A 22,796-nucleotide genomic window follows, 5' to 3' on the forward strand; every position below is an offset into this window, starting at 1 on the left:
GTCGTGCCAGCCCCAGAATGTCTTGAGCAGGTGGTGTTTTCGGCATAGACATTTGAGGTTGGATGCCTGCGTCGGGCCGGTCGGGTAGGCGATGGTGTGGTCGATGTCGCAGTGGTCGGCGGGTTGATCGCAGCCCGGGAACCGGCACGTCATATCGCGGCACCGCACGAACCAGGCCAACGCAGTCGAGGCAATGTAGCGGGGCTCTGGACCCTTGGTGCCGGGGTGCACGATCGGCACGATCTTCGCGGTGCCCGCGACTTTGGCGGCCAACAGCGGGGCGGGCAGCATCCCGCCGCCCAACAGCACCGCCGGTGGGGTCGCCGCGGGTCCGGCCGGTGGCGGGCGGGGGTCTGTGAGTGCTTCGGTGAACGTCATGTCCCGAAGCTCAGCCCATGTCGGAACGGGTGCTTCTTCGCCGTCCAGCTGGGCGGGGGTGTCATCGCTTAGCGACTTCTCTTCGGCCACGACGTGGACGATGACCGCACTTGGCTGGGTTCGGGCCGCCGCGCAGTCGGGGTTATCGCATGCGCAGGTGAGGCGATCGCCGCCGTGCCCGATCGCGCCGAGAGCATCTGAGCGACGCTGGTCCATCGTGCGGGGGTCCTTGTCGCAGACCATGCGGGCCATCGCATCGAGGCGTTGGTCCAGCGCCTCGGTGTCAGTGGCCAACAACCGGGCTTCCACGTCGGCGGTGCCGGCGCCGTCCTTAGGCCTACGGATATCGGCGTAGCGGCCGCGGGCGTGATCTTCGCTGCGCCGCACCGCCGCGGGGTCATATCGATCGACCCAGTAATCAATCTCGTGGTGCGTCTTGTCCACGGACAGCGAACCCCAGGAACTGAGGTGGGCGGCGATCTCGGTGTCGACTTTGGCCAACGCATCACGGTCCTTGATCAATCGCGTGCGCGACACCACCGCTGCGATCAACCGGTAGGAGACCGCACCGGCGGTGAACACCTCCGCCACCCGGGGGAGGCGGTGGCGCAGGGCATCAGCGATCAACAGTTGATGCGCGGCCACCCCCAACGAGATGTTCTGGGCGGCGGCGACCGAGGCCGCCACGGCATCCCAGTTGTCAAGACACCACTGCGTGCGTTCGTCGGAGCCGTCCTCCGCCAGCATGCGCTCCAATTCGTCGGCCATCGCCAACAACCGGCGCGCACAGGCGGCGTTCTCCACCCGCGCCCACGCCCCCACCGCAGCCGGGACACGGCTCCCGGTGGCCGCCTCGACAAGTTGATCGAACATACTTTCGACACTACGCACGGTGCCGACACGAAACCACCAGCTCAACACCAGCCTGTGGATTGGCCTCCGAGGGAATACTGCTCACCCACGCACACGCCACCGCACCCTTGTGCTCCCCGTCGCGCGGTTCCCTCTTCACGGGCCGATACCCACAGAGCAACGGCTTGGTCGGGCTGGCCCACCACGGCTGGGAGTACCGGACCGGCATCCGCACGCTCCCCCACCTACTCTCCGAATCCGGTTGGTACACCGCGCTATTCGGCATGCAGCACGAAACGTCACATCCACCGCGGCTGGGCTTCGACGAATTCGACGTCTCGAACTCATACTGCGAGTACGTCGTCGAACAGGCCGCCCGGTGGCTCACCGACCCGCCCTCACATCCGTTCCTACTCACCGCCGGATTCTTCGAGACGCACCGGCCGTATCCCCGCGAGCGCTATGAACCCGCCGACGCCTCCGGCGTGGCCGTTCCCGACTACCTGCCCGACACCCCTGACGTCAGACAGGACCTCGCCGAGTTCTACGGATCCATCTCGGTGGCCGACGCCGCTGTGGGCCGACTACTGGACACACTCGAGCAGACCGGACTCGACCGCACCACATGGGTGGTGTTCATGACCGATCACGGTCCTGCGCTCCCCCGCGCCAAGTCCACTCTGTACGACGCGGGCACCGGTATTGCGATGATCGTCCGGCCCCCTCGGGACGCCGCGATCGCGCCAAGGGTCTACAACGAACTGTTCAGCGGCGTCGACCTGGTGCCGACGCTGCTCGATCTACTCGGAGTCGACGTCCCCGCGGACATCGAAGGCATCTCACACGGCGACAACCTGCGTCACGCGCACTCGGTGCCGGCTCGCACCGAGGTGTACACCACGAAGACCTACCACGATTCGTTCGACCCGATCCGGGCGATCCGCACCAAGGAATACAGCTACATCGAGAACTACGCGGAGCGCCCGCTCCTCGATCTGCCGTGGGACATCGCCGAAAGCGCGCCCGGTCAGACTGTCGCACCGCTGGTGCAGGCGCCACGTCCCGCCCGCGAACTCTACGACCTCGGCGAGGACCCCACCGAATCGAAGAACCTTCTCGGGCCCGATGCGTCCGACAAGGCAGAGGCCATCGCCAACGACCTCGCGCTGCTGCTCAACGAGTGGCGACAGAAGACCAACGACGTCATTCCTTCCGACTTCGCGGGTACCCGAATTGCGGAGCGCTATACCGAGACTTACTTGAGTATTCATGGACAGTCGCTGACCAGCCGGTCGGCCATCGCGTCCGAACGCGGCATCGGGGAAGAAGAGGTTTCCGGACAATAGTTTTGGTCATGGTGATTGTTAACCCCTGATGTGCCAGTCGATTTGAATGCGATTAGGCTCACGCGAATGTCAGCCCATCCGACGGCCTACCTCGTGTTGGCGTCGCAACGCAGCGGCAGCACGCTGCTGGTCGAATCGCTGCGGGCGACTGGTGTGGCCGGTGAGCCGCAGGAGTTCTTTCAGTACCTCCCGACCACCAGCCAGTCGCCACAGCCGCGGCAGTGGTTCGACGGTGTGGACGACGAGTCGATCCTCCGGTTGCTCGATCCGCTGGACGAGGGAAAGCCGGATCTCGCACCGCCGGAGATCTGGCGCGATTACATCCAGACCGTCGGACGCACTCCCAACGGAGTCTGGGGCGGCAAGCTGATGTGGAATCAGACGCCGTTGCTGCTGGACCGGGCGGCGGGACTGCCCGAGCGATCGGGTACAGGCCTGCTCGCGGCGCTTCGCGACGTCATCGGCAGCGACCCCGTCCTGGTCCACGTATACCGGCCCGATGTTGTCTCCCAAGCGGTTTCGTTCTGGCGTGCGGTGCAGACCCGCGTCTGGCGCGGCCGGCCGGACCCGACGCGGGACTCCCGCGCCGAATACCACGCCGGCGCCATCGCTCACGTGATCACCATGCTGCGTGCGCAGGAGGAGGGCTGGCGCACCTGGTTCGAAGAGGAGAAGGTCGACCGGATCGAGGTCTCCTATCCGGTGTTGTGGCGCAACCTCACTCAGATTGTCGGCGACGTCCTCGAGGCGGTCGGACAGGACCGGCGGCTTGCCCCCGCGCCCGTATTGGAGCGCCAGGCCGATCAGCGCTCCGACGAATGGGTGGACCGGTACCGCGCGGATGCGGAACGGGAGGGCCTGCCGACATGACAGAGGACACGCTGCATGTCGACGAACTGCGCGTACTGGAGGCCGAGGCGGTACACATCATCCGCGAGGTGGTGGCCGAACTGGAGCGCCCGGTGCTGCTCTTCTCCGCTGGCAAGGACTCCATCGTGCTACTCCGGCTGGCGGAGAAGGCATTTCGGCCAAGCCAGCTTCCCTTCCCCGTCATGCACGTGGACACCGGCCACAACTTCGACGAGGTCATCGAGTTCCGCGATCGCCGCGTCACCGGTGAGGGCCACAAGCTGATCGTCGCGTCGGTGCAGGAGTCGATCGACAGTGGCCGAGTTCCCGATCCGGGCCCCGGCGCGTCGCGGAACCGGCAGCAGACCAGGACGCTGCTCGATGCCCTGGACGCAGGCGGATTCGATGCCGCATTCGGGGGTGCGCGTCGCGACGAGGAGCGCGCCCGCGCGAAGGAGCGGATCCTGAGCTTCCGCGACGAGTTCGGACAATGGGATCCGCGCGCGCAACGACCCGAGCCCTGGTCGCTCTACAACGGCCGGATCAAGAGGGGCGAGCAGGTGCGCGTGTTCCCCCTCAGTAACTGGACCGAACTCGACGTATGGCGTTATATCGAGCTGGAATCACTCGAGCTGCCGTCGATCTACTTCGCCCATGAGCGAGAGGTATTCGAGCGCGACGGCATCCTGCTCGCGGTGTCGGAATACGCCGAACCCGCCGACGGCGAGACCGCGTCCAAAGAATGGGTGCGCTACCGCACCGTCGGGGACCTGACCATCACGGGCGCCGTGCGCTCAGAAGCGACCGACATCGAGCGGGTCATCGCCGAGATCTCCGCGGCCACCGTCTCTGAGCGTGGCGAGACACGCGCCGACGACCGCACGTCGGCGGCCGCGATGGAGGACCGGAAGCGCGAGGGATATTTCTGATGACGCGCCAACTTCTGAGGATCACCACCGCCGGATCCGTCGACGACGGGAAGAGCACGCTGATCGGTCGGCTCCTGCACGACACCGACAGCCTCCCGCTCGACCACCTGGAAGCGGTGACCGACGAGGAGGGCGTCGCCGACCTGGCGGCACTGTCCGACGGCCTGCGCGCCGAACGCGAACAGGGCATCACGATCGACGTGGCGTATCGCTTCTTCTCCACCGACGCCCGCAGCTACATCCTCGCCGACACCCCCGGCCACGAGCGGTACACCCGCAACATGTTCACCGGCGCATCGAATGCACACGCGGCGATCCTGCTAGTGGACGCCCGCGCCGGAGTGCTGCGACAGACCAACCGGCACGCGCGGATCGCAAAACTGTTGGGTATCAAGCATTTCGTGGCGGCGGTCAACAAGATCGACTTGGTCGACTTCGACCAGAGCCGGTTCGACGACGTCGTCGGCGAGATTCGGCAGTCCGCGGAACGTCTCGGCGGAATCGACATCACGGTCATCCCCATCGCGGCCAAGCACGGAGACAACGTCGTCAACCGCTCAGAGCGCACGCCCTGGTACGACGGTCCGACCCTGCTGGAATACCTGGAGGGCATCGAACTGTCGGCGCCACACCCGGAGACAGAGAAGCTGCGGTTGCCGGTGCAATGGGTGTCGCGTCCGACCCCGGAACAACGCAGGCGCTACACCGGCCGGCTTTCCGCCGGGACGCTGAAGGTCGGTGACTCCGTCGTCAGCCTTCCGTCCGGAACCCGTTCGACGGTGACTCTGGTTGACACACTCGACGACGAGCGCACGACCGCCGTTGCCCCGCTTTCGATATCAGTCGAGCTCGCCGACGACATCGATGTCGGCCGCGGCGACGTATTCGTCAGTGGCACCGACGACGCGTCGCTCCCTGTGCTCGCGCGCGAACTGGACGCCACGGTGTGCTGGTTCCTCGACAGCCCCTTGCGCGCCGGTGACCGGGTCGCGCTCAAGCAGGGCACCCGAACAGTTCGCGCCACCATCCAGGCGCTTCATTCGAGGCTCGACCCCGAGACGCTCGACGAGATCGACAACCCAGTCGAGTTGGTGCTCAACGACATCGGCGAGGTGACACTGCGGACGAGTTCGGTCGTCGTCGCCGACTCCTACGCCGACAACCGTGACAGCGGTGCGTTCATCCTCATTGACGAGAGCACGAACGACACCGTCGGCGCAGGAACGATCATCGAACCGCGCGAAGTCAAGCCGGGTGTACAGACACGCAACGACGTCCGTTGGCATCCCTCGTCTCTGGACCGCAGCCACCGGTGGAAGGCCACCGGGCAGCGGGGCGCCACCATCTGGTTCACCGGCCTTCCGGCGTCGGGTAAGTCGACGATCGCCGTCGCCGTGGAGCGGGCGCTGGTCGAATCGGGCGATGTGGCATATCTGCTCGACGGCGACAACATCCGGCACGGCCTGTCAGACGATCTCGGATTCTCGCCGGGCGATCGTGCCGAGAACATCCGCCGCGTCGGCCACCTGACCAGGCTGTTTGCCGATGCGGGCGCGGTGGCGTTGGCGTCGCTGGTATCTCCGTTGAAGTCGGATCGCGATATCGCCCGCGCGCTCAACGACGCTGCCAAGCTGCCGTTCATCGAGGTCTACGTGTCCACACCCGTCGAGGAGTGTGCGAAGCGCGATCCCAAGGGCCTTTATGCCAAGGCACGCGCCGGTGAACTGAAGGGACTCACCGGTTTCGACGCCCCGTACGAGCCGCCTGAGGACCCGGACCTCGTACTGGACACCACGGGCGCCGACATCGACGGACTGGTCGAGCAGGTCGTCGAGCTGCTGAACCGCAAACGCAGGATCTAGTTCACCTGGGCGACAACGAATATCCGCCGGAACGGGAAGAACGTCGTACCGTCCGCGCGCTTGGGGTACGCCTGGTCGAGCATCGGGATCAGTTCCTCGCGGAACTGCTGCCACTGGTCGTCGTCGAGCCGGCTCTTCACCGGGGTGAGCGCGGTGCCGGTGATCCATTCGAGCACCGGGTTCTCGCCGGTGAGTCCCTGGATGTAGGTGGTCTCCCACGCATCGACGGTGCAACCTGCGTCTGTGAGCAGCTCGGCGTACCCCGTCGGTCCATCGACCTGACCTTGGCGGAACGGAAAGTCCCGCAACGGCTCTGACCATCGATCGCGTCGCGCGAGCCTGCGAACGGCCTCATGTGACGGCGCGTCGAAGTTTCCCGGGACCTGCATCGCGATCCACGATCCGGTGGACAGCTGACCTGCCCAGCGAACCAGCAACTCGGCGTGTTCGGGCACCCACTGAAGCACGGCATTGGTCACCACGACGTCGGTATCAGGGGCAGGCGCCCAGGTCCGCACATCACCGACATGGGCATCGACACCGCGCTCGCGCGCAGCCTCGACCATTTCCGGTGAGCTGTCCCATGCCTCGATGGTGGCCTCTGGCCAGCGCTGCGCAAGGCTGACAGTGAGATTGCCCGGACCGCAGCCAAGGTCGACCACGCGCCGCGGCGATTCGGCGGCGACCCGCGTCATCAGATCGTAGAACGGCCTCCCCCGGTGGTCGGCGAAGGTCAGATAGACGTCGGGATTCCACATGAGGACAGTCTTCCACTCGGGATACCATGCGGAACGTGACCACTTCGGACACCACCCCGTTGGATCCGCCCATCCCCGTTCCCGACGTTGCAGGCGCCGACGCGTCGGTTCGTGGACTGCCCCGACGCATCGACCTGACGCTGCGCCAGCGGCTCATCGTGGACTCTTCGGCGGTTGCCGACATCGCCCTGCGCACCGCGATTGCCTCGCTGCTCGCGGCAACGATGCTTCCGACGCTGGTGGGCGGGCTGCGCGGCAGCCGGTCGCGCGCAGAACACGACCAGCTGGAGTTCTACGCCGGGCTGGCCGCCGCGAAAGATCCCACGTTGTCCTTCCCGGCCCCCACTGCGGTGCCGCGGGTCGCGTCCCGCCCGGCCAGCCCGATCGCCGAATGGATCGCCAAGGGCAACGTGCACAACATTCGGTTCGACAGCAGCTTCGAAGCCGTCAACCCGGCGCTGCGTGACCAGTGCCGAGGATTCACACGCAACAACGTGGTGCACGCCCAGCACTGGCGTCACGACGACGGCCCGCATCCGACGCTCTGCGTGATCCACGGCTTCATGGGGTCGCCGTATCTGTTCAACGGCCTGTTCTTCTCGCTGCCGTGGTTCTATCGATCCGGCTACGACGTGCTGCTGTACACCATGCCGTTCCACGGCAGCCGCGCCGAAAAGGGTTCGCCGTTCAGCGGTTACGGATTCTTCGCGAACGGCTTCTCGGGTTTCGCCGAGGCGATGGCGCAAGCGGTGCACGATTTCCGGTCGATCATCGACTACCTGGAGTACACCGGGGTCGACCGCATCGGCCTCACCGGCATGTCGCTCGGCGGCTACACCTCCGCAGTCATCGCCAGCGTGGACGACCGGATCCAGGCCGTCATCCCCAACGTTCCGGTCGTCACACCGGATCAGACCGTCGAGGACTGGTTCCCCGCCAACAAAATGGTGCAACTGCGCAGTCTGCTGTCCAACACCGATTCGGAGCTCACCAGGGCCGCGACGCAGTACTCCTCACCGCTGAATTACCCGCCGCTCGTTCCCAAGGACCGACGGCTCATCATCACCGGCCTCGGCGATCGGCTGGCTCCGCCGGAGCAGGCCGAAATGCTATGGGAGCACTGGGATCGCTGTGCGTTCCACTGGTTCCCGGGTAACCACATCCTGCATGTCAGCCAGCCCGACTACCTACGCAGAATGACTCGCTTCATGCGTGACTTCATGTTCGACTAGCGAGCGCCCACCCACCGGCCACCCGGCCGGCTCCATGAGCTCCGTCGGCAGCGGAGCGTCCGGGATGTCCAAACGGGCCGTCGACGTCGGTGCCAGCGCAGTGAGCAATGGCCGCTGAACGCCCGGTTGAAGCACAAGGCCCGCTACCGGCGCAGCACGCACCGCCTCCGCGGTCCGCAACGCGCACAGCGCACTGACCGTGGGATGTGCTGAAGTGCCCGCAAATTCGAGTGCGGTCCAGGTTTCCGTCGGCTGTGACCACACCTCGGCAAGCCGCTCGGCGAGTCCTTCGTCGACCCGAATCGCGTACGCCGATACGACGCCGTCGTCGCCTCGAACCCCGCGCCAACGCTCGCGGCCCCCTTCGGTGAGTGGTGCCGGGGCATCGTCGACGATGACGGCCGACAGGCCTGTCTCGCGGAGGCGATCGGCAAGCCGGCGGCCGACGATCTCGGCGGTGTCGAACAGAGGGAGTTCGGCAGAGCGTGCCCGAAGAGCGGCCAGGTTGTCGATCGCGCCAATCGTCATGCTGATCCACGTCGTACGGGCACCGCCGTCGTCGCGGTTGGTCACCCGCACCTTTTCACAGCGGACGCCGAAGCGCTCCACGTATCCGGCCACCAACGGTAGTGACAGGCCCACTTCGGCCGGGTCCTCGACGCGCAGCACCACGGTGACGCCGTCCGTTGCCCGCTGCTTGGGCCTGAAGTGGTTGCGGCGCAACACCGCCAACCGTCGGCCGACCATGGTCGTCACGAACAGCCCACGCCACCAGGCGAATACGACCAGGACGACGGCGATCGCGATGCCGAGGATCCAGTAGTCGGTGTCCCGCTGCCAGGGATACGCCATCGTGGCGAGCACGACTGCTACGAATGCAAATGCCAATCGGATGGTCACGATGCCTCCGTCTTTCGTCTGTTGGTGGCGATTGCCGCCGTGACGGCGGCGATCAATGCCAGCACGCCGGTGCCGACGAACGCGACCGTGCGCGGCGTGGTGTCCGTTGGTGCGGGCTGCGGCGGCGCCGCGATCGGCTTGGGTTCGGGCTCACCGGCGCCTTCGCTCGCGGCGCTCACGTCCCACGTCAGTGATGCGACGGGATCGACGAGCCCGGCGCCCGTCAGGTTCGACGGCGCTCGGGCCGCCCCTTGTGCGCCTGCCGTCAGCCGCTCCACCACCTGTGCTGCGGTCAGCTCCGGAAACCGGCTGCGCACCAACGCCGCAACCCCGGACACATACGCGGCGGCGAAGCCGGCGCCGTTGAGCGGGTAGAGCTCCCCACGATCGCTCGGCAGCGCGTTCGCTAGGCCGCCACCGTCGGCGTTGCCGATCGAGGTGATGTTCTCGCCGGGGGCCGCGATCCCCACCCAGGGACCGGCCATGGTGAAGTCGGACGGACCACCGAAGGAGTTCAGTGAGCCGACGGACAGCACGTACTGCTGCCACGACGACGGAATCGAAACCTCCGTGACGCCTGCCCAGTTCCGCGGGTCCTCGGGAAGACCGGGGTCCGACAACGGATTCGACGGGCATGCCGAGCCCGGGTTCAAACCGGCCTTATTGTTGCCTGCCGCCGCGACGATGACCGCGTCCTTCTCGACGGCGGCGTAGCGCATGGCCGCTCCGAGTTCGGTCTGGTCGATGGTCTTGTTGGCGGGCAGGCAGGTCACGGCAGAGATGTTGATGATGCGGGCGCCCAGATCCGCCGCACGCACGACCGCCCTTGCGAGCGTTGCGACATCGAGCACCACTCGTGCGGTCGCCGCATCCTCACCCGTGTTGCGTGGCGCGAACCTCGCCGACGTCGAGCGGATCGACAGTATCCGCGCGCCCGGCGCGACGCCGGAGAAGTCGTCGGCGCCGGGTTGCCCCGCGATCAGGCCCGCCACCAGGGTGCCGTGGCCATCGCAGTCGGAAAGGCCGTCCGTCGCCTCGACGAAGTCGCCGCCGGGATCGACGTTCGGGAGTCGAGGTCCCGGCCGCACGCCCGTGTCGATCACCGCCACCAGTTGCCCGTCGCCGCGGCTGTACTTGGCGGCGCCTGCGAGGTTGAGCATCGACTGATTCGGGCTCAGCCCGCCGGGGGCATTGCCGGGTAGCACGCCGGTCGCGACGCACGGGCTGCGCTGCGCCATCGGCTGCACTGGACCAGCGGCACCCGGAGGCGGCACCGTTTTGGCATCGACCTCGGGTGGCGTGATCGCCCCTGCCGCAGGACAACTCATCGTCGCCACCGCCAGCGACACCGTCACAGCCGCGAGCAGGGTCCGCAGCTTCGCCTGCATCACCGACGCCTCATCGGTTCAAGACCCACGCGAACAGCCCGACCAGGTACGCAAGCACCGGAATCAGCGATGCGTCGACACCCGAGGCCAGGAAGCCGACGAGGCGTCGCACCGGCAGCGAATACGTATCCGGCGATGCGATGCGCGGAACCAGCGCCGCGAACACGAATACGGCCGTCAGGACTGCGAGAACCGCCAGCGCCCACCAGGCCGCGGTGTAGCGGCCCTCGGCGGCGAACGCCGCCAGGAACGCGACCGCCATCAGGTACGGCTGACCGAGCAGCCACGCCTTGCAGGGCGCGGAGTCCCAGACCCTCGCTCGCAATGCCGATCCCAGCGCGATGGCGCCGACGACATACCACGCCCAATACGAAACACCCTGGGGCCCCGCAAGTATCAGGGCACCTGCGGTGGACAGCGCCACGCCGCCCGCGATGAAGCCGGTCTGGTGCGAATCGCTGAGCCGCACACGCCGCGGGAGGTCTTCGAGCACCTTCAGCGACGGTGGCGGCGGCGTCGGATCGCCGGGGGCGGGAATCACCGGCACCGGTAGCCGCGACCACGACGCGGACAGTTGCGCAGCCTGCACGGTGACCACGAGGGCCACCACGATCAGGATCGAGGCGATGACGACGGTGTCCACCTGCCAGATCGCGGCTGCGCCCGCCGTGATGAGGATGCCGATTCCGACAACGACAACGGCCGTGAAGACCGCGATCGCACGTTCGGCGACGGTGATGCTCACGATCGCCCACGCGGTCACCCCGGACGCGGCGAGCAATACCTGCGACGACGCGGACCCGCCGGGCACGGCCAGGCCGAGTGCCGCGGCGATCGGCACCAGCGCGGTGACCGACAGTGCCGTCGCCAGCTTCGGCGTGCGTCCCCACGCAATCATCGTCGCCAGCACGGCCAGCAGTGCGACGCCGGCAGTCGCCATTAGCCCGGCGACGTCACCGGTCGCGATGCGGTGCACAGTGGCGAACACTGTGGCCGTCAGGATCAAGCCGATGACGGAGATCGACGCACCACGCTGGATATGGCCTGTGCCCCAGGGTGTTTCCCTGGCCGCCGAGAAGATCACCGCGGCATCGCCGATGTCCTCCACGATCCGCGGCGCTGGAGGTCCGGCCGGAACGGGTTGCAGTGCCAACAGGTCACCGTCGACGACACCGACAGTGTTCAGCGTGGCATCGAGGCTGAACGGCGCACCGCCGACGGGCGCGAGCGAAAGGGGTGCCGGCGCGGTGTCATCGTCATCGGTCGCCGTCGCCATCCGTCGCACCGCGGGCAGGATCTCACGCAGCGGAAGCTCGGTCGGCAACGCCATGTCCGTAACTCGACCGCCCGCGTCACCGGCGGTGAGCACCGCGACCCGAACGATCGGCATCGATGGCGGCGATGGCGGCGCCGCCAAGGATGTGGAGCCGTTCAACTGACTGTCTGACGCCATTGCTGGTGTTCCGTTCTCTGGTCCGAGCCGAAGTCTCGGGTCAACTGCTGATGGGGAAACCACGGCCCGTCGGGCAACGTGGCGGTGAGCCGCTCGATCGCGGTGGCGATCGCAAGGGGTGTACCTGCGGTGAAGGTCGAAACCCATTCCTCGTCGAAGGCTTTCGACGGGGATACGAGCACTCGTCCTTCTCCGGTGTCGACGACACTGACGCCGACGTTGGTGCTGACGCGGTGACCGTCGCGGTGATCGCCCGCGACGATCTCCACGTAACTGCGGTCGGTGGCGTACGCCGCCGCCACAACGGCGCGCGATGTCGCGGGGACGCCGAGGAACTCGATGACGTCGTCCAGCGCCGCGCCGCCGCGCAACTGCTCGTCGGCGCGCGCTCCGGTCCTTGTCGGAATGGTGAACTCCTCGAACCTCGCGGGCGGCCGTCCCGACAACCCCGCGGTCAGGATGGGCACCAGCGCCTGCGGGTCGCCGATGTTCAACGCCGTCAACGTGACCAGTCCACCGCTGCGCAGCGCGACGGTGTGGTCGTCGGTGTGTGAAGCGCGCCTTGCGACCTGACCACGTAGCATGTTGCCCGAACCGCGGACGAATCTGAGCTCGAGCCAGCGCCGTGGCCGGCAAGTAGCCGTAACCCATTGGCGAACAGCGGGATCGATGGCTCCGTCCTCGGTCATCACCCCGATCTCCACCAGCTCCTCGGACAACCGGGCCGCGACCACCGCACCCTGCGCGGGATCGCTGTACGGCGGCGTGATGGCGAGCACCCACGGGAAGCTTCCGGCACCCAGCACGTCAGCGACGAACCAGGCCTGCTCCGCGGTCAGCTCAACTGCGTTAGCTGCCACCGAGATTCAGCCACCCCACTTGGCGCCTTCGGCAGCATCGCGAGCGCTCATCGACATCGTGTTCGTCTCATGAGTTGCGGCCATCGCGCGATACGCCCGCACGAGCTCCTCGAGGCTGGTGTTCCACTGCGCCTGCCACGCCTGGTAGCTCATGCCGGTATCGCCCTGCCATGCGCTCGCCAACGCGGCCTGCTCACTGGCGATGTCCGCACCGACGCCGTGCATCGCCCCTGCGTAGCCGGCCATCTCGCCGGCGTGCCCCAGCATCGCCGGGTAGTTGTACATGATCTGCGACATCAGATTCTCCTCTCGTCAGTTTGGGAAGTTCAGAGCTCAAATTCCGGTATAGGTGCTGGCCGCGGCGGCGTCCTCGGCGACGTAGGTGCCTGCGGCGTCGCCGAGGTTGACCTGCGCGATGTCGAGGAGCGAGTTGACCTTGGCGGAGACCTCGATGAAGCGGGCGTGCGCTGCTTGGAAAGCGGCGGAGGACTCACCCATGTGGAAGGCCTGTGCCGACTGCGCCGCCTGCTCGGCCTGTGCCATCGTGCTGCGCATCAGGGCGGCCTTGGCGGAGAACGCTGCCTCCGAGGCGACCAGCTGCGGGATGTGAGCGTCCAGCATGCTCATGACATTTCCTTTCGATCTTGGGTCTGACGTGGATGGTTTGGCTCAAGTAGTCTGTTCAGTCGCGTGTTCCCCCCTCTTGGTCCCAGTCGCCGGGCAACATGGGCTCCTTGGGTCCGCCACCGAACGAGTCGCCCGAGAGCTCGGTGAGTCCGGTGGCCTGTGCTGTCTCAGATGTGGTCGCGGCACCGGCGAAACCGATTGTCCCAGCGCCTCGTTCGGACGCGCGCATGCGCGATCGCGGCTCCTCGGGCGCGCCATCTTCGGGATCGGGTTCGTAATCCATGAAGGCGTCGGCGTACTGGCGTTGGTGGATCGGCTGCGCACGTCTGCGGCGGGCCTTGCGTTTGGCCAGCGACGATGCCGCAGCCGCGGCCGCGGCAGATGCCGCGACGTCGGAAGCCGGCGCCTTGGCGCTGATGCCCTCACGGAACGTCGGAGAAACGCCGCCGTCGGGGCCGGCGCCGGGGATCGCGTAGGGCACCGCCGCACCGACGCCCGGTGCCGGCGCGGCACCGGCCGGGGCGGACCCGGCGCTGACCGATGGTGACGGCGCAGCGGTTCCAGTGGGCACCGTCGGCGCCACCGACGTCATGGGCGGCAGACTCTCGGCCCGCGCAACCGGCGCGGGCCGGACGGGGGCGGGCGCTGGGACAGGCTCGGGTGCCGGTGCCGGCTCCGCCACGGGCACTTCCGTTTTCGGGAGCAGGGCGGCGATCATCAGCGGGATGAATATCGGGGCCGCGAAGATCATCGACCACGTGGTCCATCCGACGGGGATGGTGATCGCCTCGTAGACGATCAGGAACAGCAGGAGTCCCGACGCCGGGTTGAAGAGCCAGCCGAAGAGGTTGTTCATGAGGTCGCTGAGCAGCTGGAAGACGTTGTTGAGGAAGGTCCGCGCGAAGTCGAGGATCGAATTGAGAAAGTCTTCGAAGAACCTGGCGATCTGCTGCAGGAAGTCCGAGAGGGAGTCGGCGAGATTCTGTGCCGCATTGGCATCGGCGGCACTGAGCAGCGCGGCCGACTGATGAGCGTCAGCCGCCGCTGAACCCGCCTCGCCGACACCGGGCACAAGCAGAAACGGCGCAGGCGTCGTCGTCGGCGTCGCCGCCATCGCAGCGCCAGCCACCGCCTGATACGTCGTCATCGCGGTCGCGGCCTGAATCCACATCCGCACATAGTCGGCTTCGTTCAGCGCGATCGGAATGGTGTTCATACCAAAGAAGTTCGTACCCGTCAGCACGGCATGCAGCGTGTGATTGAGCGCCAGCTGAGGCAGCGTAGGCATCAACGCCAGCGCCGTCGTATACGCCGTCGCAGCGGTGGTGTGTTGCGCAGCGGCCACCGCGCTGTTCGCACTCGCCTGCGCCAGCCATGCCAGATACGGGGTGTGCGCAGCCACGTACTGCTCCGCGCTCGGCCCCTCCCAGGAGCCGCCCTGCACCGCACCGAGCACACCGGTCAATTCGGCGGCGGCCGAAGAGTATTCGGCGGCCAACGCCTGCCACGCCCCCGCCGCGGCCAACATCGGTCCCGGTCCGGGACCGCTGCTGAGCATCGCCGAATGCACCTCCGGGGGGAGGGCCATCCAGATGGGGGTGGTCATGATCAGCTGCCGGCGATCAGGTAGGACGACGCGGCCATCGCATCCCCTGTGACATAGCTCGTACCGGATTCGCCAACCCCAACGCCGGAACGACCGAGTTCCTCTACACCGAGGGCAGCCATCGTATTGTGCTGCGCGCCATGCGCGCTCATGGTCGCGGCCGTCTGTAGCGACACCGCGTCGGCGGCGGGCGGCACGACGGCGGTGACAAGTGGTGCGGCCGCGGCATGGGAGGCGGCCAGTCGGGTGGTCAGCGCCTCGACGGCGGCGCTTGCCGCTACGAGGCCCTCGGGAACTACGCGCAGAGTCATCAGTTGAACTCCCTTCCTCTGTTTCCGGTGCTGCCGGTGCCGCCGGCGACCGCGTCGGTGAACGGATTGACGAGTTGCAGGAACGTCGGGGCGTCGCCGTCGTCGAGCAACATCGCACGACCAGCGGGCAACCTGCGGAATCGGTGCCCTCTGATCTTGCCGCTGTCCTGCGGGTTGCCGGACAGCATGAGGATCGCCGCCTGGAGCTCGTTCAGGCGGCGAAGCAAAGGCGCGGTCATCAAGGCGTGCGCCGATCCGGTCGCGCGCGCCGTGACAATGACGCGCAACCCGAGCTCGCTTGCCTGCGAGAGCAACCCGATGATGCCGGTCCACGGGCGTTGCCCGACGAACGGTCCGCTGACTGCGGGGGCGTCGGGGATCTGATCCACGTCGTCGATGATCAGATAGTGCGTGTGGCCGTTTCCATCCGACCGGTAGCTCCACCCACTCAGCTCCTGCGGCGACAGGCCTGCCGGCGGGCGCCGCTTCTCCAGTAGCGCCGACAACCCCAGCATCGCCGGTGTGATCCGGTCGATGTTCGGCGTGTACTCGTTGTCAGGGAACAGCGGTTCGTCGACGAGGTGCAGGCGACGGTCGATCACCGTGAACGCCACACGGTCCGGTACCGAGTTCTCGCGAATCGTCCGAATCACGTGGCGCAGCAGTGTCGACTTACCGGATTTGGAGTCGCCGAACACCATCAGCAGCGGGTTGTCGCCGAAGGCCAACGACACCGCGGCAAGATCCTCTTCGCGCTGGCCGACGACCACCTGCTCAGGCGCCGGATACAGCGGAGCAAGGAGGCTGGGGGCCAGTTGGAGCGGCAGCAGCCGGACCGGTGGTGCCGCGGCGCCGGGGTAGCGCCCGTTGATGACTGCGATGTCGTGCAACGACGGCTCCGCGAACAGGAAGTGCTCGGCAGCCATCGTCAGGCCGCGACCCGGCTGATCGGCGGGCACCGCCTCAGCGGGCCGGCGCAGCGCTCCCGTGATCCGCACGTTGCTGTCCCGCGCGTCAGCGAGTTTGAGTTCGAGGCGCAGCCCGAGCCCGTCGCGCATAGCCAGCGGCACCTCGAGCCAGTTCGGCGTCGTGATGATCACGTGTATGCCGTACGACATGCCGATATTGACCAGCTCGGTGACCTTGGCAAGCAACGGATTGCGCGTGTTGAACGTGTCCGTGTTGTCGCGGCTGAACGCGTACAGGTTGTCGATGACGAGGAACACCTCGCCGTACTCGTCGCGTTCACCGCCGCCGTTGCCAGCGTGTCCGCGTGCTTGCCGGGCGGCAAGCAGCTGTTCGAGCTCACCGAACGTGCGCCTGATGCGTTCCGGCTCCAGCGGTGAGGCGACGCTGCCCACGTGCGCGAGATCCGCAAGGGCGCGCAGTTGACCGCCGCCGTAGTCGAGGCAGTAGAAGGTGACGTCGCGCGGAGAATGCAGCGCGGCGGCCGACAGGATGAACGTCTGCAGCGCAGTGGTCTTCCCCGACTTCGGCCCGCCGTGGATCAGCACGTTGGCCGCGGCGGAGGTCGCGTCGAAGATCAGCGGGTCACGCCGCATTGCGAAGGGGCGGTCGATCTCACCGAGCGGCCACTGCCACTGGCGCTCGGATACATCGGCGCGCGTCAGCAGTTCGTCGAGCGGTACCGATTCGTCGAGCGGAGGCAGCCACAATCGCGGCGCCTTCGGACCGTAGTGCTCGAGTTGATCACCGATCGTGGCGACCAGTTTGCGTGGCGGACGGTCCTCATGCGCCGCCGGCTCGACAGCCGCGATCGTGTCTGCAGGCGCGTCGACATGCCCGGCAGTGAACAGCTGTGGCACCGGAACCGATTGCACGACAACCGACTTCTCGACTCTCGGCGGGTCGTATATGCCGTCGACATAGGTGCTGCGGAACTTCACCGGCATGGCTCCGGGCGTCGGCACCAGAAAGCCCTCGCCCTTGTGCTCCGGGCCTGCCTCGATGTGGAATGCATCCTCGACGCCGATGATCTGGCGACTGACGGCGGGACTCGCCACCTTCAGCCCGATCCGGTACGACGTGTTCTTGTCGATGTCCTTGATCCGCCCAACATCCAGCGTCTGCGACGCGAACAGGATGTGGATGCGGAACGAACGGCCCTTGCGCGCCACGTAATCGAAGAGGTCGGCGTACTCGGGGTGATCGGAAAGCATCAGGGAGAACTCGTCGGCGACGACCAGCAGCGTCGGTATCGGCGCCAGATCGTGGCCCGCCGCGATCGCCGCCTCGTATTCGAGTACCGAGCTGAAGGCGCTGCCCTGTATCCGACGGCCGGCTTCCATCAGCAGCTGTTCGCGGCGCGCCACTTCACCGCGCAGCGTGTCGGCGAAACGATCGGCGAGCGAACGCTTCTCGGCCATATTGGAGATGACCGCGACGACCTGCGGGAAGTCGCGGAAGATGTCCGCGCCTGCCTCACCCTTGAAGTCGGCGTAGATCACGATGAGCCGGTCCGCCGAGTGCGTGGTCAACAGCGACAACAGCATCGACATCAACGTCTGCGACTTGCCCGAACCGGTCATACCGATCATCAGGCCGTGGGGACCCATACCGCCCTCGGCCTCATCCTTGAGGTCGAAGATCAGCGGTTCGCCGGTGGACGTCACACCGATGGGCACCCGCAGCTCGTCGGTGCGCGCACGCGGCGCCCACAGACTCGCCACGTCCAGTGCCGCGGCGTCCGGAATGCCGAGCAGTGTCGAGAAGGTCGACACGCCGGCATTGCTCGAGCGGGCGTGGTTGGGGTTCGAGTCCCACCGGGACAGCCGGCGCGCGATGTGGCGGGCCGTGGCGACGTCGAGGTGATCCGCCGTGTCGACGTACGGACCAAAGCCGCCGGTCTGCCAGCGTTCGAGCTTTCCGTCGACGACGTGCAGGATGGGCCGCTCGGGGTCGGCGTACTGCTCGCGGTGCGGCGGCTCGGCGATGCGGTGCACCACCGTGACGCCGGCCAGTCCCGCGCGAGGCACCAGCGCATTCAGGTCGGCTGTGCTCGAATCAGGGTCGTCGAGGACGACCAGCAGATGCCTGACACCCGAATCGTCGCCCGCGCCGAACGGCGCACGGTCGTCGAGCGCCGGATCGAGCACCGACCGCAGATGCGCAACATCGGACGCGAGGTAGCGGGCGGGCCCGGCACCGTCGACGGAGCCGGGTATGTCGTTATGCGGCAACCATTTCAACCACGACCAGTCGTCGCTTTCGAAGTCCTGTGACACCAGTGCGACACCGAGGACGGCGGGGTCGTGCCACGTGACGGCTTGCGTGATCCACGCCCGCAGGGCACCGCGGACGTCGTCCGGTTCGCCGAGCACCGTGATCCGCGACACCTTGGCCAGGTCGATACCCGAAGGAACCGCGCGCACAGTGCGTTGCACATCGAGCAGGCCGCGCAACGTCGTATGCGATACGGGTTCGAGGTCCACCTCGTCGGCGCTGTCCTTGACCCGCAGCATCGCGTTCAGGGGCGCATCGTGCAGACCTGTTCGCACCACAAGGAAGTCGCTGTCATGAGGATCGCGTTCCCACTGTCGCCGGGTCCCGGGCACGTCGACGAGCCGGGTGGGATCCGGATGTGACCACTCGAGCGCGGCACGCTGTTCGACAGCGTGGGCGCGGACGTTGTCCCGGACCACCGACAGGTAGCGCAGATAGTCGGCGCGTTCGGCGTCCACTTCCTCTGTGCGCATCTTGTTGTCGGTGCCGCGGTAGAGCGCGGTGGCCGCCAGTAACAGGACGAACGGGAAGAACAGCGTTGTCGGTGAGATCAGCCGCATACCCGTGGCGACCAGCGCCACGATCATGCCGATGATGAGGATGACGATCAGGTAGGGCAACACCCGCCGCAACAACGACGGCGGCACCAGCCGCGGCAGTTCCGGCGGCGGTTCGATGGTGATGGTGCCCTTGCGGGTGGTCGGCGGCGCAATCCGGCGACGCGCTTCGAAGATGAGGCGGCTCACGATGGGGTCTCTCTCACGACGGCGGGTCGGGGGTCGGCTGCGAGCCCGTCGTGGGCCAGCAGGGCGTCTGCACGTGACAGCGTCGGACCCTGGGCGAATTGGCTCAGCATCGACCACGGGATGGGTAGTGGTGGTGGCGTAAGACCCAGCGCCGCAATCGTCTTCTGGTCTTCCTCGGTGTCCAGGCCGTACCGCACACCGGTGTCGCTGAGCCAGAAGTTCGCCGCGCCGACCGGCGATGTCGACGCCCCTCCGCCATCCTGACCCACGGTCTGCACGAGGTATCCGCGACCCGGCGTCAGCACCACGCGGTCGGCTGTGGTGCCCGACCCCGCTCCGACCAGGTCGACCGTCCGCAATTGTTCGGACACCGGAAGCGTTACGCCGGAACGCAGTTGAAGAGATCCCGCGGTCGCATCCGCAGGCCGCGTCCACTGAGCGCACGTCAACGGCGCAGCGGCCGCGTCGACAATCGCGACCGGCTCGCTCGGGTAGGCGCCGTCGTCGATGGCGCTTGCCTCCGGCAACCGTGCGATGTCGTCGGCACCGAGGCGAGGCGGCTGGTTGAGGCCGAACGAGTTCGTATTGCGCAGTATCGCCGCGACCACCGGTGAAACCGGTTGCAGTCCTTCGCGAAGCACCGCGTAGTGATGCAGGGAGTTGTCGGCGCCGAACGATGTCACGACCGCACCGACCGGTGCGGGCACCGGTAGGGCGTAGCTCGTGGGCTCACCCGCACCGGGGATGGCCGGCGCGATTAGTGCCGGACCCTCGGGCACCGCATTGAACAGTCCCGGCGCGATGGGGCGGCCGGCCGCTGCGTCCGTGTCGAAGCCCAGTGCGGAGGTGACGGCGCGGTCGTTGAGGTCGATGATGCTGCGGCGGCCGTTCCACAGCAGCCACGTGCCCGCGTTTGCTCCGGTCTCGTTGGCGACCAGGATGGCCTCGTTGCCGGGCAGCGCCGCCGCCCGTTCGCCGCCGTCAGACAGCGGTGCGGCGATCAACGTCACGCCCGCCGCCGGTCCCGACACTCCGTCGCACACCGTCCAGTCGGCATCGCGAGTCGTGTTCTGCACCATGCGTTCTGGTGCCCCGGGGATACCGATGAGGTTACCGCGCGGGAACTGGTCGATCTCGCTGGTCTTCACGGTGGTCGGGTTGTCGGGCCGTCCCGCGATGAGGCGGGCCGAGGTCAGGTTAAGCACCGGGTGCAACTGTTCGCCGAGGCGGACGTAGAGCGCGGACGAGGTGCGGTCCGCGAGGATCGCGTCGTTGCCCGCCACCCCGCCCGGCCTGATGAGCGAGAAGACGAAGCAGCCGGCGAGCCCGGTGATGAGCACCAAAGCGCCGACGAGCACTGCCCGCGACTGGCTGCGCAGTGGGTCGACGAGCATGCGGGTGTCGTGCAGTGCCACGCCGGATGCGATGCGTCGCAAGATGAATCGCCACCCCGACACCTGGTGGCGGGTGACGAATCCGCGGCGGTAGGCGACGCGGTCGGGGTTGTCGTTGACCGGGGTCCTCGAGGTGAACTCGCGGCGGTCCTGATTGTCACCGCTCATTCGGGCACCGTCAGGCCGAGGCCACGAAGCAACGGGATGGCGGACCTCGTGACGTCCTCGTCTGTGATTGTCATCAGCTCGTCATCGGTGAAGTCGTCGGTGTCGGAATGGTCGAGACGGAACTCGCGCTCCTCTTCGGAGCGCTCCACGAGGTTGCGGACGAACCGGCCGTTACCGGCGATGTCGAGGTTTCGTCTCTCGACCCCGTTGGCGTCGGGCGTGGTTGCGGCCGCGAGCTGACCGAACAGCGCCTCCATGTGTTTCAGTGCCGCCGGCTCGAAGATGCTGTCCCGCTTCTCGGCCATGCGCATGGCGATCTCGACCAGTTCGTGCGGCGAGTAGGACGGGAAGTCGATGCTGCGGGTGAAGCGCGAGCGCAGACCCTCGTTGGTGTCGAGGAACGCGTCGAGGTCCTTGCGGTAGCCCGCGACGATCACGACCAGCCGCTCACGGTCGTTCTCCATCCGAGCCAGCAGGGTGTCGATGGCGACGAGGCCGAAGTCGTTCTTCGCACCGGTCGACACCAGTGCGTAGGCCTCGTCGAGGAACAGGACGCCGTCCAGCGCGCTGTCGATGATGCCGTTGGTCTTGGCTTCGGTCTCACCGATGTGCTGGCCGATCAGGTCCGCGCGGTGCACCTCGCGCACCGTTTCCTTCTTGAGAATCCCCAGGCCGCAATAGATCTTGGCGACCACACGCGCGATCGTCGTCTTACCGGTACCGGGCGGGCCTGCGAACACCAGGTGGTTGGCGCGGTTGGCCACGGTCAGGCCGCGGTCCTGGCGACGGATCGCCATGGCGACCGAACTCTTGAGCCGGGCCACCTGGTACTTGACCTCTTCGAGGCCGATGAACTCGGCGAGCTCGGCCTCGGCTTCGATCAGTAGGTGGGCCTTGCGCTCCTTGGCGCCGGGGTCGACGAAATCGGTTTCGGTCGGCTCGGTCGCGGGATCCCATATGTCCGAACGCGCTTCGATCCGCGCGGCGGTCGTCGGCACGATGCCGAACGACGTATCCGAGATCGCGGTTTCGACCTCGTCGTTCTCGGGGTTGGCGGCGTAGAGCTCGGCGAGCACGTCGGCGGCGTCGAGGTCTTCACCCTGCGCCCGAAGCGACAACGCCTTCACCAGAGTGCCGTCGACGGTGGCGACGTCCACGGGTCCGGCCGGTTCCTCCAGGTAGGACAGCGCGGGGGCGAACATGCCCAACCGCGCCAGCGCGGTGCCCAACGCGATGCGCACGGCATGGGCATACGCCGCATCCAGTTTCGAGTCGTTGACGACCGGGGTGAGCAGTCGCACGACGTCCGACCAACGCTCGGTCCGGTAGTACATGGCCACCCGCGCCCACCGCGCCTCGAGCCAGCGTGGTCGCCGAGTGATGAGCGGATCGACGAGCTTGTCGGCGGCCGCGTAGTCGCCGGAGTCGCAGAGGGTGACGGCGTACGCCAGCTGGAAGTCGTCCGGCGTCGACGCCGCGAACCGCAGGTACAGCCCGCTGTCGTAGGTGAAGGTCAGGTCGCCGTCGGCCAGATCGACCTGCCGCTGCAGCGCACCGGCGGTCTTGACCGTCTGCCACACACCTTCGATGACGCGCGCACTCGTATCGCCCGCGGCGGCCAGGCCCGTCCACGCGTCGCACTGCTCGCGAGCGATCCGGGTCAGCTCGGTGAATCCCGACCGCGCCGCGGGGAGGTCCGGCGGTCGGCGCCGATCGTGGACCGACAGACCCAGTGCGCGGCAACATGTGGCAAACCGGCTCACGACGTCGTTGTCGACGCGCGACGTCGCAGCAAAATCCGTTTGTAGCGGCACGCGCCGTTTCTCCCCTTGTTATGACAGGCTAACCTTGGCGAAGTTAGCATTGCATAACTTAACTGTCGAGAGTCACGTCC

Annotated in this window: 17 protein-coding genes and 1 pseudogene; 5 read left to right on the plus strand and 13 right to left on the minus strand. The window is 67.1% G+C overall.

The window, feature by feature from the left end:
- Nucleotides 1-1,251: DUF222 domain-containing protein (locus AB4Z42_RS28020; RefSeq protein ID WP_442012511.1), on the minus strand; the 1,251-nt coding region annotated here is incomplete at its 3' end.
- Between the two features lie 59 nt (nucleotides 1,252-1,310).
- Between AB4Z42_RS28020 and AB4Z42_RS28025 the strand changes: the two are divergent.
- The 4 genes and pseudogenes from AB4Z42_RS28025 to cysC form a co-directional block, all read left to right on the plus strand.
- Nucleotides 1,311-2,576 (plus strand): annotated as a pseudogene (locus AB4Z42_RS28025) (sulfatase family protein); the annotation flags it as partial.
- Nucleotides 2,577-2,642: 66 nt separating this feature from the next.
- Nucleotides 2,643-3,446 (plus strand): trehalose 2-sulfotransferase, encoded by an 804-nt coding sequence (gene stf0, locus AB4Z42_RS28030; protein ID WP_442012512.1) that lies wholly within the window; start codon nucleotides 2,643-2,645, stop codon nucleotides 3,444-3,446.
- Entirely contained in the window at nucleotides 3,443-4,354 is a 912-nt protein-coding gene (cysD, locus tag AB4Z42_RS28035) for a sulfate adenylyltransferase subunit CysD (RefSeq protein ID WP_442012513.1), read from the plus strand. Before stf0 ends, cysD begins: the two co-directional genes overlap by 4 nt.
- Nucleotides 4,354-6,216 carry an adenylyl-sulfate kinase gene (gene cysC, locus AB4Z42_RS28040; protein ID WP_442012514.1) on the plus strand — a complete coding sequence of 621 codons (1,863 nt, stop codon included), beginning with the start codon at nucleotides 4,354-4,356 and terminating at the stop codon, nucleotides 6,214-6,216. Before cysD ends, cysC begins: the two co-directional genes overlap by 1 nt.
- On the opposite strand, the gene AB4Z42_RS28045 is transcribed toward cysC, so the two are convergent.
- Nucleotides 6,213-6,974, minus strand: coding sequence for a trans-aconitate 2-methyltransferase (locus tag AB4Z42_RS28045; RefSeq protein WP_442012515.1), 762 nt, complete (start codon nucleotides 6,972-6,974; stop codon nucleotides 6,213-6,215). The genes cysC and AB4Z42_RS28045 overlap by 4 nt on opposite strands.
- 26 nt (nucleotides 6,975-7,000) lie before the next feature.
- Here AB4Z42_RS28045 and AB4Z42_RS28050 point away from each other — a divergent pair, with 26 nt between their 5' ends.
- Nucleotides 7,001-8,206, plus strand: coding sequence for an alpha/beta hydrolase family protein (locus AB4Z42_RS28050; RefSeq protein ID WP_442012516.1), 1,206 nt, complete (start codon nucleotides 7,001-7,003; stop codon nucleotides 8,204-8,206).
- On the opposite strand, the gene eccE is transcribed toward AB4Z42_RS28050, so the two are convergent.
- The 11 genes from eccE to eccA are packed head-to-tail and all read right to left on the minus strand — an operon-like array spanning nucleotide 8,162 to nucleotide 22,716.
- Nucleotides 8,162-9,106 carry a type VII secretion protein EccE gene (gene eccE / locus AB4Z42_RS28055; protein WP_442012517.1) on the minus strand — a complete coding sequence of 315 codons (945 nt, stop codon included), beginning with the start codon at nucleotides 9,104-9,106 and terminating at the stop codon, nucleotides 8,162-8,164. The genes AB4Z42_RS28050 and eccE overlap by 45 nt on opposite strands.
- Nucleotides 9,103-10,494, minus strand: coding sequence for a type VII secretion-associated serine protease mycosin (mycP, locus tag AB4Z42_RS28060; protein ID WP_442012518.1), 1,392 nt, complete (start codon nucleotides 10,492-10,494; stop codon nucleotides 9,103-9,105). The genes eccE and mycP overlap by 4 nt, the downstream gene beginning before the upstream one ends.
- Nucleotides 10,495-10,504: 10 nt before the next feature.
- The gene (gene eccD, locus AB4Z42_RS28065) at nucleotides 10,505-11,947 is read right to left on the minus strand and encodes a type VII secretion integral membrane protein EccD (protein ID WP_442012519.1); all 1,443 of its coding nucleotides are present in this window, start codon (nucleotides 11,945-11,947) and stop codon (nucleotides 10,505-10,507) included.
- On the minus strand, nucleotides 11,926-12,807 hold the full coding sequence (locus AB4Z42_RS28070; RefSeq protein ID WP_442012520.1) for an ESX secretion-associated protein EspG: 882 nt from the start codon (nucleotides 12,805-12,807) through the stop codon (nucleotides 11,926-11,928). The genes eccD and AB4Z42_RS28070 overlap by 22 nt, the downstream gene beginning before the upstream one ends.
- Before the next feature lie 6 nt (nucleotides 12,808-12,813).
- Complete coding sequence (locus tag AB4Z42_RS28075) at nucleotides 12,814-13,104, minus strand: WXG100 family type VII secretion target (protein WP_083152665.1); 291 nt, start codon at nucleotides 13,102-13,104, stop codon at nucleotides 12,814-12,816.
- Between the two features lie 36 nt (nucleotides 13,105-13,140).
- A complete protein-coding gene (locus AB4Z42_RS28080) occupies nucleotides 13,141-13,434 on the minus strand; it encodes a type VII secretion protein EsxS (protein WP_442012521.1) in 294 nt (97 codons plus the stop codon).
- Between the two features lie 55 nt (nucleotides 13,435-13,489).
- Entirely contained in the window at nucleotides 13,490-15,040 is a 1,551-nt protein-coding gene (locus AB4Z42_RS28085; protein WP_442012522.1) for a PPE family protein, read from the minus strand.
- 2 nt (nucleotides 15,041-15,042) lie between these two features.
- Entirely contained in the window at nucleotides 15,043-15,351 is a 309-nt protein-coding gene (locus tag AB4Z42_RS28090) for a PE family protein (RefSeq protein WP_442012523.1), read from the minus strand.
- Nucleotides 15,351-19,340, minus strand: a complete 3,990-nt coding sequence (gene eccCa, locus AB4Z42_RS28095) for a type VII secretion protein EccCa (protein ID WP_442012524.1) — start codon at nucleotides 19,338-19,340, stop codon at nucleotides 15,351-15,353. The genes AB4Z42_RS28090 and eccCa overlap by 1 nt, the downstream gene beginning before the upstream one ends.
- Nucleotides 19,337-20,902, minus strand: a complete 1,566-nt coding sequence (gene eccB / locus AB4Z42_RS28100; RefSeq protein WP_442012525.1) for a type VII secretion protein EccB — start codon at nucleotides 20,900-20,902, stop codon at nucleotides 19,337-19,339. The genes eccCa and eccB overlap by 4 nt, the downstream gene beginning before the upstream one ends.
- Nucleotides 20,899-22,716: a type VII secretion AAA-ATPase EccA gene (gene eccA / locus AB4Z42_RS28105; protein WP_442012526.1), complete on the minus strand. Its 1,818-nt coding sequence runs from the start codon at nucleotides 22,714-22,716 to the stop codon at nucleotides 20,899-20,901. Before eccA ends, eccB begins: the two co-directional genes overlap by 4 nt.
- Nucleotides 22,717-22,796 lie beyond the last annotated feature (80 nt).

Origin of the sequence: Mycobacterium sp. 2YAF39, assembly GCF_052114565.1 — a bacterium.
Taxonomy (GTDB): Bacteria; Actinomycetota; Actinomycetes; order Mycobacteriales; family Mycobacteriaceae; genus Mycobacterium.

Coding starts and splice junctions, on each gene's coding strand:
- stf0 (WP_442012512.1), top strand. CDS start 2,643: ATGTCAGCCCATCCGACGGCCTACCTCGTGTTGGCGTCGCAACGCAGC.
- cysD (WP_442012513.1), top strand. CDS start 3,443: ATGACAGAGGACACGCTGCATGTCGACGAACTGCGCGTACTGGAGGCC.
- cysC (WP_442012514.1), top strand. CDS start 4,354: ATGACGCGCCAACTTCTGAGGATCACCACCGCCGGATCCGTCGACGAC.
- AB4Z42_RS28045 (WP_442012515.1), bottom strand. CDS start 6,974: ATGTGGAATCCCGACGTCTATCTGACCTTCGCCGACCACCGGGGGAGG.
- AB4Z42_RS28050 (WP_442012516.1), top strand. CDS start 7,001: ATGCGGAACGTGACCACTTCGGACACCACCCCGTTGGATCCGCCCATC.
- mycP (WP_442012518.1), bottom strand. CDS start 10,494: ATGCAGGCGAAGCTGCGGACCCTGCTCGCGGCTGTGACGGTGTCGCTG.
- eccD (WP_442012519.1), bottom strand. CDS start 11,947: ATGGCGTCAGACAGTCAGTTGAACGGCTCCACATCCTTGGCGGCGCCG.
- AB4Z42_RS28075 (WP_083152665.1), bottom strand. CDS start 13,104: ATGTCGCAGATCATGTACAACTACCCGGCGATGCTGGGGCACGCCGGC.
- AB4Z42_RS28080 (WP_442012521.1), bottom strand. CDS start 13,434: ATGAGCATGCTGGACGCTCACATCCCGCAGCTGGTCGCCTCGGAGGCA.
- AB4Z42_RS28085 (WP_442012522.1), bottom strand. CDS start 15,040: ATGACCACCCCCATCTGGATGGCCCTCCCCCCGGAGGTGCATTCGGCG.
- AB4Z42_RS28090 (WP_442012523.1), bottom strand. CDS start 15,351: ATGACTCTGCGCGTAGTTCCCGAGGGCCTCGTAGCGGCAAGCGCCGCC.
- eccB (WP_442012525.1), bottom strand. CDS start 20,902: ATGAGCGGTGACAATCAGGACCGCCGCGAGTTCACCTCGAGGACCCCG.